This window comes from Paeniglutamicibacter quisquiliarum (assembly GCF_019084045.1).
Lineage (GTDB): Bacteria > Actinomycetota > Actinomycetes > Actinomycetales > Micrococcaceae > Paeniglutamicibacter > Paeniglutamicibacter quisquiliarum.
Map to the genome: position 1 here is coordinate 231,258 of NZ_JAHRED010000003.1, position 14,930 is coordinate 246,187.

The 14,930-nt window shown below is 64.5% G+C and carries 16 protein-coding genes; 3 read left to right on the forward strand and 13 right to left on the reverse strand.

Annotation, left to right across the window (positions count from 1 at the left end):
- Positions 1 to 230 precede the first annotated feature (230 nt).
- The 5 genes from KRR55_RS07720 to KRR55_RS07740 form a co-directional block, all read right to left on the reverse strand.
- On the reverse strand, positions 231 to 1,379 hold the full coding sequence (locus KRR55_RS07720) for an acetate/propionate family kinase (RefSeq protein ID WP_217388498.1): 1,149 nt from the start codon (positions 1,377 to 1,379) through the stop codon (positions 231 to 233).
- A 345-nt stretch (positions 1,380 to 1,724) separates the two neighbouring features.
- Positions 1,725 to 2,543, reverse strand: a complete 819-nt coding sequence (gene phnE / locus KRR55_RS07725) for a phosphonate ABC transporter, permease protein PhnE (RefSeq protein WP_217388499.1) — start codon at positions 2,541 to 2,543, stop codon at positions 1,725 to 1,727.
- Positions 2,540 to 3,349: a phosphonate ABC transporter ATP-binding protein gene (locus KRR55_RS07730; protein WP_217388500.1), complete on the reverse strand. Its 810-nt coding sequence runs from the start codon at positions 3,347 to 3,349 to the stop codon at positions 2,540 to 2,542. Before KRR55_RS07730 ends, phnE begins: the two co-directional genes overlap by 4 nt.
- Positions 3,349 to 4,263 carry a phosphate/phosphite/phosphonate ABC transporter substrate-binding protein gene (locus KRR55_RS07735; RefSeq protein WP_217388501.1) on the reverse strand — a complete coding sequence of 305 codons (915 nt, stop codon included), beginning with the start codon at positions 4,261 to 4,263 and terminating at the stop codon, positions 3,349 to 3,351. Before KRR55_RS07735 ends, KRR55_RS07730 begins: the two co-directional genes overlap by 1 nt.
- Before the next feature lie 13 nt (positions 4,264 to 4,276).
- Positions 4,277 to 5,473, reverse strand: coding sequence for a TIGR03364 family FAD-dependent oxidoreductase (locus KRR55_RS07740; protein ID WP_217388502.1), 1,197 nt, complete (start codon positions 5,471 to 5,473; stop codon positions 4,277 to 4,279).
- 166 nt (positions 5,474 to 5,639) lie between these two features.
- Between KRR55_RS07740 and KRR55_RS07745 the strand changes: the two genes are divergently transcribed.
- The 3 genes from KRR55_RS07745 to KRR55_RS07755 all read left to right on the forward strand — a co-directional run bounded on the left by KRR55_RS07745 (position 5,640) and on the right by KRR55_RS07755 (position 8,153).
- Positions 5,640 to 6,398 carry a GntR family transcriptional regulator gene (locus KRR55_RS07745; RefSeq protein WP_336245062.1) on the forward strand — a complete coding sequence of 253 codons (759 nt, stop codon included), beginning with the start codon at positions 5,640 to 5,642 and terminating at the stop codon, positions 6,396 to 6,398.
- A 29-nt stretch (positions 6,399 to 6,427) separates the two neighbouring features.
- Positions 6,428 to 7,120: a phosphonatase-like hydrolase gene (locus KRR55_RS07750; RefSeq protein ID WP_217388504.1), complete on the forward strand. Its 693-nt coding sequence runs from the start codon at positions 6,428 to 6,430 to the stop codon at positions 7,118 to 7,120.
- Positions 7,121 to 7,436: 316 nt separating this feature from the next.
- On the forward strand, positions 7,437 to 8,153 hold the full coding sequence (locus KRR55_RS07755) for a LysM peptidoglycan-binding domain-containing protein (protein WP_217388505.1): 717 nt from the start codon (positions 7,437 to 7,439) through the stop codon (positions 8,151 to 8,153).
- Between the two features lie 124 nt (positions 8,154 to 8,277).
- Here KRR55_RS07755 and KRR55_RS07760 read toward each other — a convergent pair whose 3' ends face one another.
- The 8 genes from KRR55_RS07760 to kynA form a co-directional block, all read right to left on the reverse strand.
- Entirely contained in the window at positions 8,278 to 9,627 is a 1,350-nt protein-coding gene (locus KRR55_RS07760; RefSeq protein WP_336245063.1) for a permease prefix domain 1-containing protein, read from the reverse strand.
- Entirely contained in the window at positions 9,627 to 9,989 is a 363-nt protein-coding gene (locus KRR55_RS07765; RefSeq protein ID WP_217388507.1) for a PadR family transcriptional regulator, read from the reverse strand. Before KRR55_RS07765 ends, KRR55_RS07760 begins: the two co-directional genes overlap by 1 nt.
- 194 nt (positions 9,990 to 10,183) lie before the next feature.
- The gene (locus KRR55_RS07770; RefSeq protein ID WP_217388508.1) at positions 10,184 to 11,593 is read right to left on the reverse strand and encodes an NAD(P)-binding domain-containing protein; all 1,410 of its coding nucleotides are present in this window, start codon (positions 11,591 to 11,593) and stop codon (positions 10,184 to 10,186) included.
- A 120-nt stretch (positions 11,594 to 11,713) separates the two neighbouring features.
- Positions 11,714 to 11,956 (reverse strand): hypothetical protein, encoded by a 243-nt coding sequence (locus KRR55_RS07775; protein ID WP_217388509.1) that lies wholly within the window; start codon positions 11,954 to 11,956, stop codon positions 11,714 to 11,716.
- Positions 11,957 to 12,161: 205 nt separating this feature from the next.
- Positions 12,162 to 12,635 (reverse strand): SRPBCC family protein, encoded by a 474-nt coding sequence (locus KRR55_RS07780; RefSeq protein ID WP_217388510.1) that lies wholly within the window; start codon positions 12,633 to 12,635, stop codon positions 12,162 to 12,164.
- A gap of 18 nt (positions 12,636 to 12,653) precedes the next feature.
- Positions 12,654 to 12,992: an ArsR/SmtB family transcription factor gene (locus tag KRR55_RS07785; protein ID WP_217388511.1), complete on the reverse strand. Its 339-nt coding sequence runs from the start codon at positions 12,990 to 12,992 to the stop codon at positions 12,654 to 12,656.
- Between the two features lie 130 nt (positions 12,993 to 13,122).
- Positions 13,123 to 13,956: a PaaX family transcriptional regulator gene (locus tag KRR55_RS07790; RefSeq protein WP_217388512.1), complete on the reverse strand. Its 834-nt coding sequence runs from the start codon at positions 13,954 to 13,956 to the stop codon at positions 13,123 to 13,125.
- Between the two features lie 9 nt (positions 13,957 to 13,965).
- Complete coding sequence (kynA, locus tag KRR55_RS07795; RefSeq protein ID WP_217388513.1) at positions 13,966 to 14,835, reverse strand: tryptophan 2,3-dioxygenase; 870 nt, start codon at positions 14,833 to 14,835, stop codon at positions 13,966 to 13,968.
- Positions 14,836 to 14,930: the final 95 nt, after the last annotated feature.

Consider the following 14,930-nt stretch of genomic DNA (forward strand, 5'->3'; position numbering starts at 1 on the left):
TATGCGTTCGGGGGTTTGATCCGTTGCCCGGTGCGTTTTTCTGTTCGTCGCTTCAACTGACGATGGCCTATCTCATCTTGGTTGAAGTCACCAAGGGTTGGTTCTTGTCCAGATCGGAGCGCAGGGCACCAGCAAGCTGCAAACACGGACACCCCACCGTTTGGATCGGCTGCTATCTCGGTTCGGCGTTGCAGGTTCCCCGGGCCGGGGAAGGGGGGACCTTGGGCAGCCTAGGCAATCGGCAATAGCGCGGCGGTGGCAGCAACAATGACACGTGCTTCATCGGTGGGAATGACGAGAACAGGAATCGATGAACCTGCAGAACTAATCAACCGGGGCCCCGTTGCGCCGCTCTGGTTGGCGGAATCGTCCAGTTTGATTCCCAGCGGGGCCAGCTTGCCGAGAACCAACGAACGGAAGGAACTGGAGTTTTCACCGATGCCGCCGGTAAAGACCAGCACGTCGGCGCCGCCGACGGCCACATGGTACCCGCCGATGTACTTCGCAAGCCGGTAGGCGGCGATCTCCAGGGCCAGGAGAGCCTTGGCTTGGCCCGCTTTGGCCGCCTTTTCGACCGAACGCATGTCGCTGGTACCGCACAAGGCCTGCAGCCCGGACTTCTGGTTGAGAAGTTTCTCGATCGCATCGGCATTGAGCCCCCGACGCTGGAGGAACAAGATCACGGAGGAATCGAGGTCCCCGCACCGGGTTCCCATGACCAGGCCGTCCACGGGAGTGAATCCCATGGAGGTATCGATGCTCCGGCCTCCGCGAACTGCGGTTATCGACGCGCCATTGCCCAGATGGGCGACGATGCCGTCGAGTTCTTCGGAAGGGATCCCGAGAAAGTTGGAGGCTTGGGCTGTTACAAATTCCAGGGATATTCCGTGAAACCCATAGCGTCGGATTCCGTGGTCCAGGTAAAGGTCGTCCGGTATGGCGAAGCGCCAGGCAGACTCAGGCAAGGTCCGGTGAAATGCAGTATCGAAGACGCCAACCTGAGGGATGCCTGGCCACATGGCGGCCGCCGCCCGGACGCCGGCGACGTCTTGGGGAGTGTGCAACGGCGCCAGATGTGCCAGCTTTCCCAGTTCCGTGATGACTTCTTCGGTAAGCACGGTGGGTTCCGTGAAGAGTCCTCCTCCATGGACTACGCGATGCCCGATGGCATCGATTGTCTGGCCAGCCAAGGCCGGAATTATCCGCTGGTTTACTTGGCGGAGTGTCCGGCTATGCACGCTTGGGTCTTCGAAACCGGCGAGATTTTCGAACTGTCCGGCAACCAGAACGGTGGACTGGTTCGCGGGGCTCCGTTCTTGCAGCCGATGCAGCTGGAACTTGATCGACGACGAGCCTGTATTCAAAACCAATATGAGCAAGTGTCTGTCCTCCGATGACGACGACTCGCGAGCCATGGTGGTGATCGCTGGAGTGGCCCGATCGCCACATTCAGATTTTCGTCGATACACAGATCATGGCACTGAACGGATTCGGCCGCCAGAAGCGCTCCGGATGCCGATCGAATTCGTTGTGTTCCGGTGCGAAGGTATTGCGGTGCATCATGTGACCTTTCGTTGAGGCCGGTTTTCTCCTGCACCGAGGCCAAAGCCGCTGGATGCGCGGCGTGCCCCCATGGCTTGCGGGTTCTGCCTCATTCGACCCGCCGGAATCACAAGCATGCGCCCCTCCGATCGTCCACACCGGCCGACGCGGGGAAATACCTCCTAGACCTCGAGCCTGCGCCGGATGAACGAGGAGAGCTGGTCGACAAGGATGATCAGCACCAGGACCACCACGATCTGGGTGGCCATCGCGTCGAAGCGGAACGACTTGATGGACTGGTTGATCAGCAAACCGATGCCGCCGGCGCCGACCAGGCCCAGGACCAGCGAGGAGCGCACGTTCACGTCGAAGCGGTAGAGCAGCAGGCCCACGAACTGGCCCAGGGCCATGGGCAGTGCTGCATGGGTGACCTGCTGGAGGCGCGAGGCCCCCGCGGTGGCCAACGCCTGCTGGGGGCCGGCATCGGTTTCCTCCATCGACTCCGCCCACAACTTTCCCATGACCCCGGTGTTGTGGCAGATCAACGCGAGCACTCCGGCAAAGGGGCCAAGCCCCACGGCGGTGACGAAGATCAGTGCGAAGACGATGTCGGGCACCGCCCTGAAGAAGGAAAGGATGGCGCGGGAGAGCTGGTACACGACCCGGTGCGGGGTGGTGGTTCGCGAGGCAAACACCGCCAGCAACAATGCGGTCGGGATGGACAGGGTGGTGCCCAGCAGCCCGATCCACAGCGTCACGGTGGTCGCCTTCAGCGCCGGGGCCAGGACCGATTCCCAGTCAAGGTCCGGCGGGAACGCGTCGGCCAGGAAGGAGGCCATGCCCTCGGCGCCGGTGACAAGTGCCGACACCTCGAAGTCGGTGCCGCGCAGCGCGAAGACGTGCAGCACGATGAAGACAGCGATGGCCGCGAGGATCGAGGCGATCCGCCACCCGGCGCGGGGAACCGGGGGAACCGAGAGGGTGGGGACGGGCGTGCTCATGCGGCTGCTCGATTCGGGGTGTAGAGGCGGGCCTGCATGGAGGCATCGAGCCCGGAGATGTCCCCGGAGTATTCGATGCGGCCATCCACCAGCCCGATGACGGTGTCCGCGTGGCGCAGCGCCAGGTCCGGCTGGTGCAGGACGGCGGCCACCGCCAGGTTTTCCGCGTGGGCGAGTTCGGCCAGCAGGGCCATGACTTCCTCGGCCGCGCGCGGGTCGAGCGCGGAGACCGGCTCGTCGGCCAGCAGCACGCTGGCGCGCTGGCACAGGGCGCGGGCAACCGCCACGCGTTGTGCCTGTCCTCCGGAAAGCCTGCCTGCCTTTTCGTGGGCGCGGTCGGCCATGCCGACGCGGGCCAAGGCCGCCATTGCTTCCTCCTTCAGCTCGCGGGAGAAGAACATCGGGCTCACGGAGGCCGGGCCGCGCAGCCGGCCCAGGGCGCCGGCGCACACGTTTTCCAGTGCCGTGCGCCGCGGGACCAGATGGATCTTCTGGAACACCATGGCCACGCCGGAGCGAGCCCTGACCAGTTCCGTGCCGCGCAGCGTGGAGAGATCGGTGCCCTCCAGCGTGATGGATCCGGACTCGGGGGTCTCCAGGCCCATGACGCACTTGAGCGTGGTGGACTTGCCCGAACCATTGGCGCCCAGGAACGCCACCACGGAGCCGCGGGAGAGGGTAAAGTCGACCCCGTCCAGGACGGTGCGCCCGCCAAATGACTTGGTCAGGTTCCGCACCTGCATGATTTCCCCGCCGGCCGGCGGGGCCGGATGCGGTGCACGATCCGGCAGCCGTAGCGTCGTCATCAGATGTCCTTTTCGGTCAGGCCCATGGTGTCGGCGAGGTCGAAGAGCGGGTTGTAGGTTTCCTTGGTGACGGGGATCAGGGGACCGGCGGGGGTGACGTCGAGGAACTTGCCCACGGCCTCGATATCCGCCGGGGCGAGGTTCAGCAGCGCGTCCTTCACCGCGGTCTTGAAGGCCGGGTCGGCGTCGGCGGAGACCGTGATGGGGTCGTTCGGAATGGCCTCGCTCTTCCAGACCTGGCGGAATCCGGCCGGATCGAAGTTGCCCGAATCGATGGCGCTGGCCAGGGTCTGCGAGTTGATCTGGGCCGCATCGACGGTGCCCTTGGTCAGGGCCAGCAAGGCCTCGGGGTGGCCGCCGGCATAGTTCATGTTCAGCTCGTCCTCGGCGATGCCGGCCTTTTTCAGGCCCAAGCGGGGCAGCACGTCCCCGCTGGTGGAGCCGACCGAGCCCAGGGCGAGGTCCTTGCCGCGCAGGTCGGCCAGGTCCTTGATCGCCGAGTCCTTCGGAACCCAGATGCCGGCGGTGTAGGTGGAGAGCTTCCCGTCGGCGGTGCCGAAGGAGACCAGCGGCTCGGCGTTGGCCTTGGTGGAGGCGAAGACGTAGCCCATGGGGCCGAACTGGCCAATGTCGAGCTTGCCGTTGCGCATCGAAAGCACCTCGGCGGCGTAGTCCTCGACCACCTGGACCTCGACCTTGCAGTCGAGCTTTTGGCCCAGCGAGGCCGCGAGCACCTGGTAGGCGGGTTCGAGCTTGGAGGGGTCCTCGAAGGGCTCGATGCCGAACTTCAGTTCCCCGTCGGGGCAGAAACCGTTGGTCTCGGCGTTGGCCGGGGCCTGCGCGGTGGAACATCCGGCGAGGGTGAAAGCGGCAACGGCCGCCAGGGACAGGGCGAGGGTGCGCGGGATTTTCATGGGTGGAGGTTCCTTAGCGGGTGGTGGTGGCGGTGGTCAGGGGCCGTGCGGCGAGGTTGGCCTCGGCCAGGCCGAAGGAGAGGGTCATGCCGATGCCGCTGGTCACGGACACCAGCGTGATGGCCTCGGCGATGTCGCGGACCAGCACGGGGGCGACGTCCGAGGAGGCATAGATGCCCTGCCAGCGTTCGGCCACGGCAAGGGAATCGACATCCAGCACCCGCGCCGCGGCCCGCAGCAGCCGGTCGGTGGTGTTCTCGGCGAGGAAGGGCGGCTGGGCCAGGTCGTAGGAATGCGAGTCCCCGAGGAGCAGGGTGCCGTCGGGCCGCTGGGTGAACATCACGTTGGCGCCGATTTCCAGCAGCTCGGGGCTTGCGGCTTCGACCTCGGCGCGCAGCGCCGGTGCCGAGGGCATGCGGGTGAAGGCGTCGTAGCGCAGCATCGAGGTAGCGGTGAGCACCGCGGGAACGATGGTGGTGCTTTCCGGGGCGGGGGCCGAGGCCATCTGCAGGGCACAACGGGTGATCCGGTGTTCGGCGGCAAGGGCCGGGAACAGGTGGTCCACGTCGTGGCCGACGCAGATGAAGACCTGGTCCGCCTCGTAGGCGCCGCGGCTTGTTTCCACCCGTGCCTTGCGACCGGTGCCGGCCCCGAAACCCAGTGCCGTGGTGTTGAAGTGGACCGCCGCATCGTCCTGGCCGTTGAGCCAGGTTGCCAGGCTGCCCACGGTGGTGCGGGGGTCCACGCGCAGGTCGTCGGCGAGAAAGGCGCCGCCGCGGATGCCATCGGTGTTCTCGCGCCCCAGCCGCGCCCGGACTTCCTCGGCGCCGAGCACGCCAACCTGCCCCTCGGGACGGGATGCGGAGAATTCGCGCAGCACCTGGAGCTCGGTCTCGGTGGAGGCAACCACCAGGGCCCCTGACTCGATGGCCCAGAACCCCGCCTTGGCGGCGAAATCCAGCCAGTGCCTGCGGCCGGCCTGCGCCATGTCGTAGATCTCGCCATGCTGGGCGGTGATGCAGGCGTGGCCGAAGTTCCGGATCGAGGCGCCCACCGCACGGTGGTCGCGTTCGATGACGGTGACGCTCAAGCCCGCTTGTTGGGCGAGCGCGGCATGGGCCAGGCCGATGATGCCTGCGCCGACGACCAGGAGATCGGTGGTTGCCACCGGTTCTGCGGTGGCCTCGGAATTCGTTTCGAAGTTGTTCACGGCATTGATGTTTGCCGCTCACCGGTCGCGTTTTCAAGCTGGAACGGCACTTGTCCAGACAAGTTCACCCATGGTTCATTTGGCGATGGTTCCCGTCATGACCTGTTCATTTGTGGTTCACCCAAATTCCCGAAATGCCGCAGGATCCACTTATATGCTCAAGTACGTGCCCCCAACATTCGATGAACCCATCCACCAGCGTCTCAGCGACTTGTTCCGCGAACGGATTTCCTCCGGCGAGTGGAACGAAGGCAGCCCGCTGCCCAGCGAGGCGGAGCTTTGCTCGCAGCACGGTGTTTCCCGTGGAACCGTCCGCCAGGCCCTGGCGAGCCTGCGCGGCGAGGGCCTGATCTCCGGCGGCCGCGGAAAACCCCCGGTGGTCGCCCGCCCCGTCCCTTCCCAGTCGTTTGGCACGTTCATGTCCTTTACCGAATGGGCCCATTCCCTGGGCATGGAACCCGGGCAGCGGACGCTGGAGGTCGCGCGGCGCCCGGCGGGCGAGGAGCTGGCGGGAAAAATGTCCCTTCAGCCGGGCGAACCGGTCATCCAGGTCCTGCGACTGCGCCTGTTGGACGGGGCCCCGACCATGGTGGAACGCAGCAACTTCACCGCGGAGGTGGGCAAGGCGCTGTTCGACTTTGACACGGACAGCGGGTCGATCTTCGGTTACCTGACTTCCCTGGGTGTGGACCTCAGCCGGGGCCGGCATGTCATCGATGCCGTCGCTGCCGACGAGACGGATGCGTCCCTGCTGGAAGTTGCCGCGGGCTCGCCGCTGCTGCGCGAGCGCCGGCTGACCTACGGCCGAGACGGACGGATTCTTGAGTGTTCGGATGACCGCTACCTGCCGCATCTGGCGAACTTCGTCATTGAGAACACCCGGCAGTCCAAGGCGGCCATGGCACGCATCCCGCAGGTCGCGTGAGAATCGAACAAACAACCAAAGGAGCAAAAATGATTGATCTTGTCGTGTTGGACATGGCGGGAACCACCGTCGATGAGCACGGAATCGTCTACCGTGCCCTCGAGGATTCGGTCACGGACACCGGAGCCAGCGTGGATGCCGCCGACCTGCAAACCTGGATGGGGGCGGACAAGACCGAGGCCATTGCCGCCTTGATGGAACTCGGCGGAATCACGGCGGACCCGGAACTGGTGGCCCGGCAGTTCGACCGCTTCCGCGCCCTTTTGGCGGAGCGCTACGAGGCCAACCCGCCGGTCGCCCTTCCGGGCGTGGAGGATGCCTTGCGCCAGCTCAAGGCCAGCGGCATCAAGGTCGGCCTGACTACGGGTTTTTCTCGCGATGTTGCGGCACCGATTCTTGAAACCCTGGGCTGGGGGATTGGCGAGGGCCAGTTGCTCGATGCCGTGGTCACCAGCGACGAGGTCGCCGCGGGCCGGCCCGCACCGTACATGATCCACAGGGTCATGGAAGCCACCGGCGTGCGCGATGTGCGCGGCGTCGTGGCCGGCGGCGACACGGTGGTCGACCTTCTGGCGGCACACAACGCAGGCGTGAATGGGCTGGGGGTCCTCACCGGGGCGCTGCGCCGCGAGGACCTTGAACAACACCCGCACAGCTGGGTGTTGGACGGCGTCAGGGATCTTCCCCGTGTTCTCGAATCCGCACTAGTCAGCCACCAATAATATCGTTTTGGTAACAGCGCCCTGGCGGCCATCGCGGCCTTCGGGGCGCTTTTTGCCGCGTGATTAACTTTTTTATGTGCTCTGACTAGTGCATATGTGTTCCGGTTGGGTCCCCGGCTTGACGTGGCCCCGGGGTGGTGCCGTACGGTCTTTGAGTAACGTTTTTATAACAGCGTGTTGTGAAGGCGTCACCCCTACCGCCGAGTATCCCTCGTTGTCCATTGCGGCGGTAGCCACTCGAACGTCGATTGCGACGCCGGACAACGCCGCCAAGATGGTCCTGGACGACCTATGCGGAGGATGGCACTGGAGAAACATGATCCAGCAAAATACCAAGAGCAAGAACGTTCGTCGCGGCGCAGCAACCGTTGCCGCACTGGCCCTGGCCGGGGGCACCATGGCAATGTCGGTGGCACCTGCATCCGCAGCCAGCACCAGCACCTGGGACGCACTGGCACAGTGCGAGTCCGGCGGAAACTGGTCGATCAACACCGGCAACGGCTACAAGGGCGGCCTGCAGTTCTCTGGCTCGACCTGGAGCGCCTTCGGCGGCAGCGGAAGCGCCGACAACGCATCGAAGTCCGAGCAGATCCGCGTTGCAGAGCGCGTGAAGGCCGCCCAGGGCTGGGGCGCATGGCCCGCCTGCTCGGCCAAGCTGGGACTTTCCGGCGGCAAGGGCTCCGTAGCCAAGACCTACGAGTCCGCCCCGAAGAAGGAAACCGTGCAGAAGTCGAACGAGTCGAGCTACAAGTCGTCTTCCACCAAGACCTATAAGACCAAGTCGGTCCCCGCCAAGAGCTATGCCTCCAGCGGCAAGCGCGCGGCTGCCCCGGAGGCCAAGGCACCGGCCATCAGCGTCAACGTCAAGGACTCGGGCAAGGACTACACGGTGAAGGCCGGGGACACCCTGTTCAAGATCGCCCAGGCCCAGGGCCTGAACAGCTGGCAGGACCTGTACTCCCTGAACCAGGACGTCGTGCCCAGCGCAGACCTCATTTTTGTCGGACAGTCGCTGGACTTGCCGACCAAGTAGACCGGTCCCTCGCAAGAGCGGACGAACGGCCAGGAGGGCTGTTCCGCAACCAACCCCCAAGTGGCTGCGGAGCAGTCCTTTCGCGTGTCCGCCGGACCTTGTCCGATCCAGAGACCCCGCCGGACTAGGCGAATGCAAACACCGGCGGGAAAACCAGCACCACGACGGCTGCCCACGCGCCGTAGACCGGCAGGTAACGCGTCTGCCAGCGCTCGAGCGCCGAGAACTCGCGCCTGCCGCGCAGGAAACCCGCGGATAGCCAGGCGGCCCGCGCCAGGTGCACCAGCAACAGCAGGTTCAGTCCGAGCGCCGCGACCTTGTTCGCGCTGAACCCGAACTCCGCGATCCTGGCCAGCATTGCCGCCAGCATCACCGCATCCACGGCCAATGCCGCGCCAACGAGGACCAGCTGCAGGGCATCGAAGAATCCCGGCGGCGAGAGCGGATCGCGGGCGGACAGCGAGTAGAGCAAGAGGCACAGCACCAGCACGAGGATCGCGTCCATGAGGATGAGCAGGTCGCGGTCGACGTCGACCAGCCCTCCGGCGGTGGTGAGCACGACCAGCATGGCCAGCAACATGGCAATGGTCAGGGGCGTGAAGACACGCGTCAGCACCGGCGCGATGTTCTCGATGACGTCCTGTTTGGCCTCGACCAGCCACGCGGCAACCACGAGTGCCCCCGGGACGGCGAAGGGCAGGATCCAATCCTCCAGCACCGGTTCCAGGTCGAGGCCGACCAGCTGGAGCACGGCGAAGGTGAGCCCGATGAGCACGGCGCCGCCGAGCCCCAGCAGCGTGAAGTAGATGGCGAATTCTCCGGTGAACCTCACGAAGTCCATGCGCCTGCCATCTGAGCGCCATCGCCCGCCGACGTAGGCCACCCCCGCCAGCAGCCACAGGATCACCGGGGCGTGCAGCGCTGCGAGGATCAAGGTGGAGCCGCCGGGCGCAAAGGGGTAGACGTTGATCACCAGGGCCAGCAAGGCGAAGGGAGCGAGCAAGGCAATCACCGTACGCGCGGTGATCCGCCGCTTCCAGGCGAAATACGCGCCCACGAACGGGAGGACCAGCAGGCCGAGGTTGCGCACCAAAACGTCGTCCTCGCCCAGCCAGGTGAATCCCGCCTTGAGCGCCAGCCCTGCGCAGACGGCCAGGGACAGGACCACGGCAAGCTCCCGCCAGGGAGTGGAGCCGGTGTCCGGAGCACTGTCCGGCAGCAGGACGAGCTGCTTCCACAGCCGCTCGGAATGCTCCCGCGCGAATTCGCGTGAGACCGCATCAAGGTTGCCCATGCGCTTGATCGCCACCAGGAAGGCCTCCTCGTCGTCGAGCCCGCCGGCCCGCCGATCGGCGATCTGCTCGCGCAGGTGGTCCTCGAGCTCATCGAGATCCGCGGGGGAGATGGCCCGGCGCCGGGCAACGTACCCGCGCCATTGGCCGATCTGGGCCTCGAGCCCTGAATGCGCCTCCACTACGCCCACCCTGCTTCCGCTGCGGGTGGGCGCTGCGCGGTGTGCCACACCTGCCGCAGCGCCTCGGCGACGACGGTCCACTGCCCGTGCCGCTCGGCCAGGGCTTCGCGGCCGGCCTCGGTGATGGAGTACTGCTTGCGTCGCCGGCCTGCCTCGGAGATGCCCCAGTCCGATCGCAGGTAGCCTACCCGCTCCAGCCGATGCAGCAGCGGGTAGAGCATTCCGTCGGTCCACTGCATGTCCCCGCCGGAGAGCTCGCTCACCCGCTTGATGATGGCGTAACCGTGCAGTTCGCCTGATTCCAGGATCCCCAGCACCAGCGGGGTCGCCGATGCGGCGACAAGGTCCTTGTCGATGCGCACGATGCCTCCTATACATAGATGTACAAGGTATTGAACGCCGGGTGGCCCGTGAATGCAAGTGGAACGGTTCAAACCGGCGCCGGTCCTCCGGTATCCCCGCTTCTAGCCCCCTTAACGGCGCAGGTCCCGCTCGCCCATCCTCGAGATGGGCGAACGGGACCTGCGCTTTGGAGCGGGCGAGCCGGACAGGCCGCCTATGGCCGGTCCGTGAGGACTTCCATGGCCTGGATTGTTGCGATGGCATCGGTGTTCATGTCCTGGGACGGGCCGTTGAGGTAGCGCTCGAGCGAATCGTCCATGGCGTTGATCCAGCGGGTGTGGTGGACCTCGGCCATGGTTCCGGTGATCGCCGAGCGGTGGGCCTTGTCGCGGTAGCCCAGGATATCCTCCGACTTGTGGCGCATCCAGTCCTTGAAGAGGGTGCTTACAGCGTCGAGGTCGAATTCCGGGTAATCGGTTGCCTTGATCAGCTCCCGGACGTACTCGGTCTGGAAGTCGGCTTCGGCATCATGGTTTGTCAGGGCGGCCTGCGCGTCAAGCCAGGACTGGATGTCGGCGGCCCGGTCCGTGGCGGAAGGCAGCTGGACTTTGCCGGTCATGACGTCGCGGGCAAACCAGGCCTGTGCATCGAACATGTTGAAGGTGTAGTACTGGTCCTGCGCGCCCAGGTAGAACAGGTTGGTGTTCTGCTGCCATACGACGCCCTTGTAGAGGTTGCCCGGGTACAGGACGTTCGGGGAGTTCACCGCGAGGTCCGAAGGCAGGAACGGGTACTTGTGCAGGTATCCGGTGCACATGACGACCGCGTCGAACTCGCCGGTCGTTCCGTCGGCGAAGTGCGCGGTGGAATCCTCGAAGCGGGTGACCAGCGGGCGCTCGACGGTGGTCGAGGGCCAATCGAAGCCCATGGGGCCGCTGCGGTAGCTCAAGGTGACGGATGCGGCGCCCATCTTGTGCGCCTGCATGCCGATGTCCTCTGCGGAGTAGGAGGAGCCGATCATCAGCAGGCGCTTGCCGCCAAAGCGCTCGGCGCCGCGGAAATCGTGGGCGTGCAGGACCTCGCCGGGGAACGAATTTATTCCCTCGAAGTCCGGGACGTTCGGCGTTGAGAAGTGGCCGGTGGAGACGACCAGCTTGTCGAAAACGTAGGTCTTGGATTCCCCGGTCTTCACGTCCTGGCTGAAGAGCGTGAACTCCTCGGTTGCCTCGTCGTAGTTGACCCAGCGGACCGCGGTGTTGAAACGGATGTACTTGCGGACGTCGGATTTCTCGACGCGGCCCGAAATGTAGTCGAAAAGGACCTCGCGCGGCGGGAACGACGAGATCGGCCGGCCGAAGTGCTCGTCGAAGGTGTAGTCGGAGAACTCCAGGCATTCCTTGGGCCCATTGGACCAAAGATGGCGGTACATGGAGGAGTGGGCAGTTTCGCCGGATCCGTCCATCCCCGTGTGCCAGCTGTAGTTCCATTGGCCGCCCCAGTCGGACTGCTTCTCAAAGCAAACAATTTCGGGCATGTCCGCGCCCTTGGTGCGGGCTGCCTCGAACGCCCGCAGCTGCGCCATTCCGCTGGGTCCTGCTCCAATGATTCCGACTCGCAAACTCATGCTTTTCTCCTCATTCCGGGGCCGAATAAACTACCAGTGGCTAACGGCAATTCGGGACCGCTCCAACTAGGGGCAGCAACGGGATATGCAACCAGCAGACGAGGCGAAACCCTCTTCCGATTACGAGGTTCGGCGCTTCAAGCGCCGCCATGTCACTTGCTCCCGGGCCTCGATCCCCGCCAAGGGAGAGGCGCCGCAATAATGGAAGAAGACCTGCAGATAGCGGTCATTGCGGTTCCGAATGAACCAGCGTTCGGCCCCATGTGGGTGGGCTGGTTCTCTCTCCATGACAACAGAGGTCGAGAAAATAGTCAAATCGAGCGACATGATATTGAGTACATAAGCACTTTTATTGTTCTGCATTAATGGCTAAATAATTGAATATCTATTCCCTAAATATTCCATTAAATTTCCGGCAGCCATCCGTTCACGGAGACTCCGATTCGGACGTCGTTCCAGTGGTCCCGTGGTGTCTTCGGGTCAGGACCCTCCAATGAATGGCCCGCAGGCAGCGAGGCGGTGCCGTTCGGGATCCGGTCGGAAGGTCCCAAGCCCCGTTGCCGCGAAATTACCGCGCCGCCAGCAGCGTGTCCAGCCGCTCGTAGCCCTGGGTGATGCCGTCTTCCATGCCCGAGGCGGCCATGCCGTCCCGGGCTTCGATGGTCGGGTAGACCGAGTGGCCCACCAATCGGCAACGGTCGCCCTCCAGCGCCTCGAAACGCATGTAGTCCATGGCGACAACGTCGGGCTGGCCGTCGTATTCAAACGTCTGGATGGCGATCTCGTTTTCGCGGATGGTGTGGAAGACGCCGGTGAACCCGTAGGTGCCGGACTCGTTGGAATGGGTGTACTTGTAGGATCCTCCGCTGCTGAAATCGTAGGTGTCGATATCCATTTCCATGCCGTACGGCCCAAGCCATTGGGCCAGCAGGGCAGGGTCGCGGTGCGCCTCGAACATGGCGGAGACGGGGAAATCGAATTCCCGGGTGAAATCAATGAACGGGGTTCCTTCGGGAATGCTGAGGTTCAGGGGGTTGCTCATGATGGGACTTTCGTGGAGTCATCCGCTGTGCGCGGACCGGTCTTTGAGCACGGCATCCAAGCGGTTGTATTTCTGCTCGGCCAACAGCCGATATTTGTCGATCCAACCGGTCAGCTCCGTGAGAAGTGCAGGATTCAGGTGGACCGGCCGGCGCTGCGCCTCGCGTGTGCGAGTCACCAAATGCGCCTGCTCGAGTACCTGAATGTGCTTCGAGATGCCCTGGATGGACATCTTGAACGGTTCGGCGAGTTCGTTGACGGTTGCAGGCCCGGTGGACAGCCGGGCGATGATCTGCCGGCGCGTCGGGTCCGCGAGGGCCAAGAAGGCCCTGTTGAGGTCTTGCTCGCCAAAGGACATGTATTCAACTCAATTCTTGATCAACCTTTCGGTTGATTACTACGATGCTCCGGTAACCGCCGGGAGTCAAGGGGTGAAGCGGCACGATCTGGGGGATTTTTCCCGGTCCACCGTAGGCTGCCCGGCGGACCTACTCGACGCCGGTCAGCGAGGCCACATAATCTCGTGCCGCGCCTGCATGGCTTGCCTGGATGCGCAGGAACAATTCGGCGCTGTGGTGGCCGGGCCAGTTCGCGGGCAGGCAGTTTTCCGGCAGCCCGGGGTCAAGGTAGGGGATGGTCCGCCAGGAATCGATGGCCCGCACATAGGTGGCGAAGCTTTCGGCGCGGCCGGCGCTTCCGGCTCCGGCCACGGCCTTGTTCTGTTCGAGGAATGTGTGGTGCAGCGCGGCCAGGGAGTCCAGGTCCCACCACGCGGCGGCCGAGGCCCGCGGTGTTCCGGTGGACTCCAGGAGATTGGAGACAAAGATCGTCGCGTGGTCCTCCAGGCCCAGCACGCGCAGGATCTCCCAGACCTCCGCCCGCAGGTAGTCGGGGAAAATCCAGAGGCCTGGTGCCACCAGGCCGCCGCCGATGCCCTGCAGGTACTTGCGCAGCTGGTGCCGGCGCTCGCGTTCGGCCTCCGGGATGGAGTAGGAGAGCAGGCACCATGCATCCTGGGTTCCCATGGCCCGCGGTTCGAAGATGCGTCGGTCTCCCCGTGCCAGGATGCGTTCGCCGGTGGCCGAGAGGCCGAGTCCCGAAACGTCCTCCCGCGCCCGCTGCTCGAGGATCCCCTTTTTCTTCAGTCGGGAAATTGCCGTCCGGGTCACCTGCGGGGAAGTGCCCAGCGCGTCCATCAGTGCAAGCAGGTGCGCCGAGGAGATCCAGCCGCCCAGCTCGCGCAGGTACAGGCCCACGATGGTGCGGACCAGGGAGGTGGTGCTGCCGGGGCGGGCGTCGAGGTCGTCTAGTTCCGAAAGCATGCGCGGGTGCTACTTGCCGATCTCGGTGCGCACGGCGAACAACTCCGGGAAGAACGTAAGATCCAGGGCGCGCTTGAGGAAGTCCACGCCGGACGAACCGCCGGTGCCCTTCTTGAAGCCGATGGTGCGCTGCACCACGCGCATGTGGCGGAACCGCCACGCCTGGAAGTTGTCCTCAAGATCCACAAGATCCTCGCATGCCTGGTAGAGGCTCCAGGTGGTGTCGTCGGATTCGTAGATGTCCTTGTAGATGGGGACCAGCGCGGCCTGGAAGACCCAGGGTTGGGTGACGTCGCGATCCAGGATTTCCTGGGGGACGGCATAGCCCGAACGGGCCAGGGCGCGAAGGAATGCATCGTAAACGGTCGGCTCGTGCAGGAGCTTGGTGAGAAGTTCGTGGGCCCCCGGATCGGATTCGAAGACCTCGAGCATGCCCTGGTGCTTGTTGCCCAGGATGAATTCGACGGCGCGGTACTGGTACGACTGGAACCCGGAGGAGGAGCCAAGGGACCCGCGGAATTGGGCATACTCGCGCGGGGTCAGTGTTGCCAGGACCGACCACTGCTCGGTGAGGGTCTTTTGGATGTGCTTGACGCGGGCCAGGCACTTCAGTGACTTCCCGATTTCGTCGTTGTCCATCAGTCGACGCGATTCGACCAGTTCGTGCAGCATCAGCTTCAGCCAGAGTTCGCTGGTCTGGTGCTGGATGATGAACAGCATTTCATCGTGGTGTTCCGGAACGCTGACCGGGTGCTGCGCGGACAGCAGGCGCTCGAGGTCCAGGTAGCTGCCGTAGGACATCGCGTTGCTGAAGTCGGTGCGGACGGTGTCTTCGATTTCGCGTGCACCCTCGGGTGTCTGTGCGTGTGGGCAGGCCATGGAAAAAGCGTATCATTTTCTCGACGAGCGTCAAGGTAGTGAAATCATGCTGCGTCTGAACTGCGGTGGCCCCTTGCCCCCAACCGGGCGACATG

Bases quoted from the DNA above. Each gene is read 5' to 3' on its own strand.
- phnE (WP_217388499.1), bottom strand. From the start codon at position 2,543: ATGAGCACGCCCGTCCCCACCCTCTCGGTTCCCCCGGTTCCCCGCGCC.
- KRR55_RS07730 (WP_217388500.1), bottom strand. From the start codon at position 3,349: ATGACGACGCTACGGCTGCCGGATCGTGCACCGCATCCGGCCCCGCCG.
- KRR55_RS07735 (WP_217388501.1), bottom strand. From the start codon at position 4,263: ATGAAAATCCCGCGCACCCTCGCCCTGTCCCTGGCGGCCGTTGCCGCT.
- KRR55_RS07750 (WP_217388504.1), top strand. From the start codon at position 6,428: ATGATTGATCTTGTCGTGTTGGACATGGCGGGAACCACCGTCGATGAG.
- KRR55_RS07755 (WP_217388505.1), top strand. From the start codon at position 7,437: ATGATCCAGCAAAATACCAAGAGCAAGAACGTTCGTCGCGGCGCAGCA.
- KRR55_RS07770 (WP_217388508.1), bottom strand. From the start codon at position 11,593: ATGAGTTTGCGAGTCGGAATCATTGGAGCAGGACCCAGCGGAATGGCG.
- KRR55_RS07775 (WP_217388509.1), bottom strand. From the start codon at position 11,956: ATGCAGAACAATAAAAGTGCTTATGTACTCAATATCATGTCGCTCGAT.
- KRR55_RS07780 (WP_217388510.1), bottom strand. From the start codon at position 12,635: ATGAGCAACCCCCTGAACCTCAGCATTCCCGAAGGAACCCCGTTCATT.
- KRR55_RS07785 (WP_217388511.1), bottom strand. From the start codon at position 12,992: ATGTCCTTTGGCGAGCAAGACCTCAACAGGGCCTTCTTGGCCCTCGCG.
- KRR55_RS07790 (WP_217388512.1), bottom strand. From the start codon at position 13,956: ATGCTTTCGGAACTAGACGACCTCGACGCCCGCCCCGGCAGCACCACC.
- kynA (WP_217388513.1), bottom strand. From the start codon at position 14,835: ATGGCCTGCCCACACGCACAGACACCCGAGGGTGCACGCGAAATCGAA.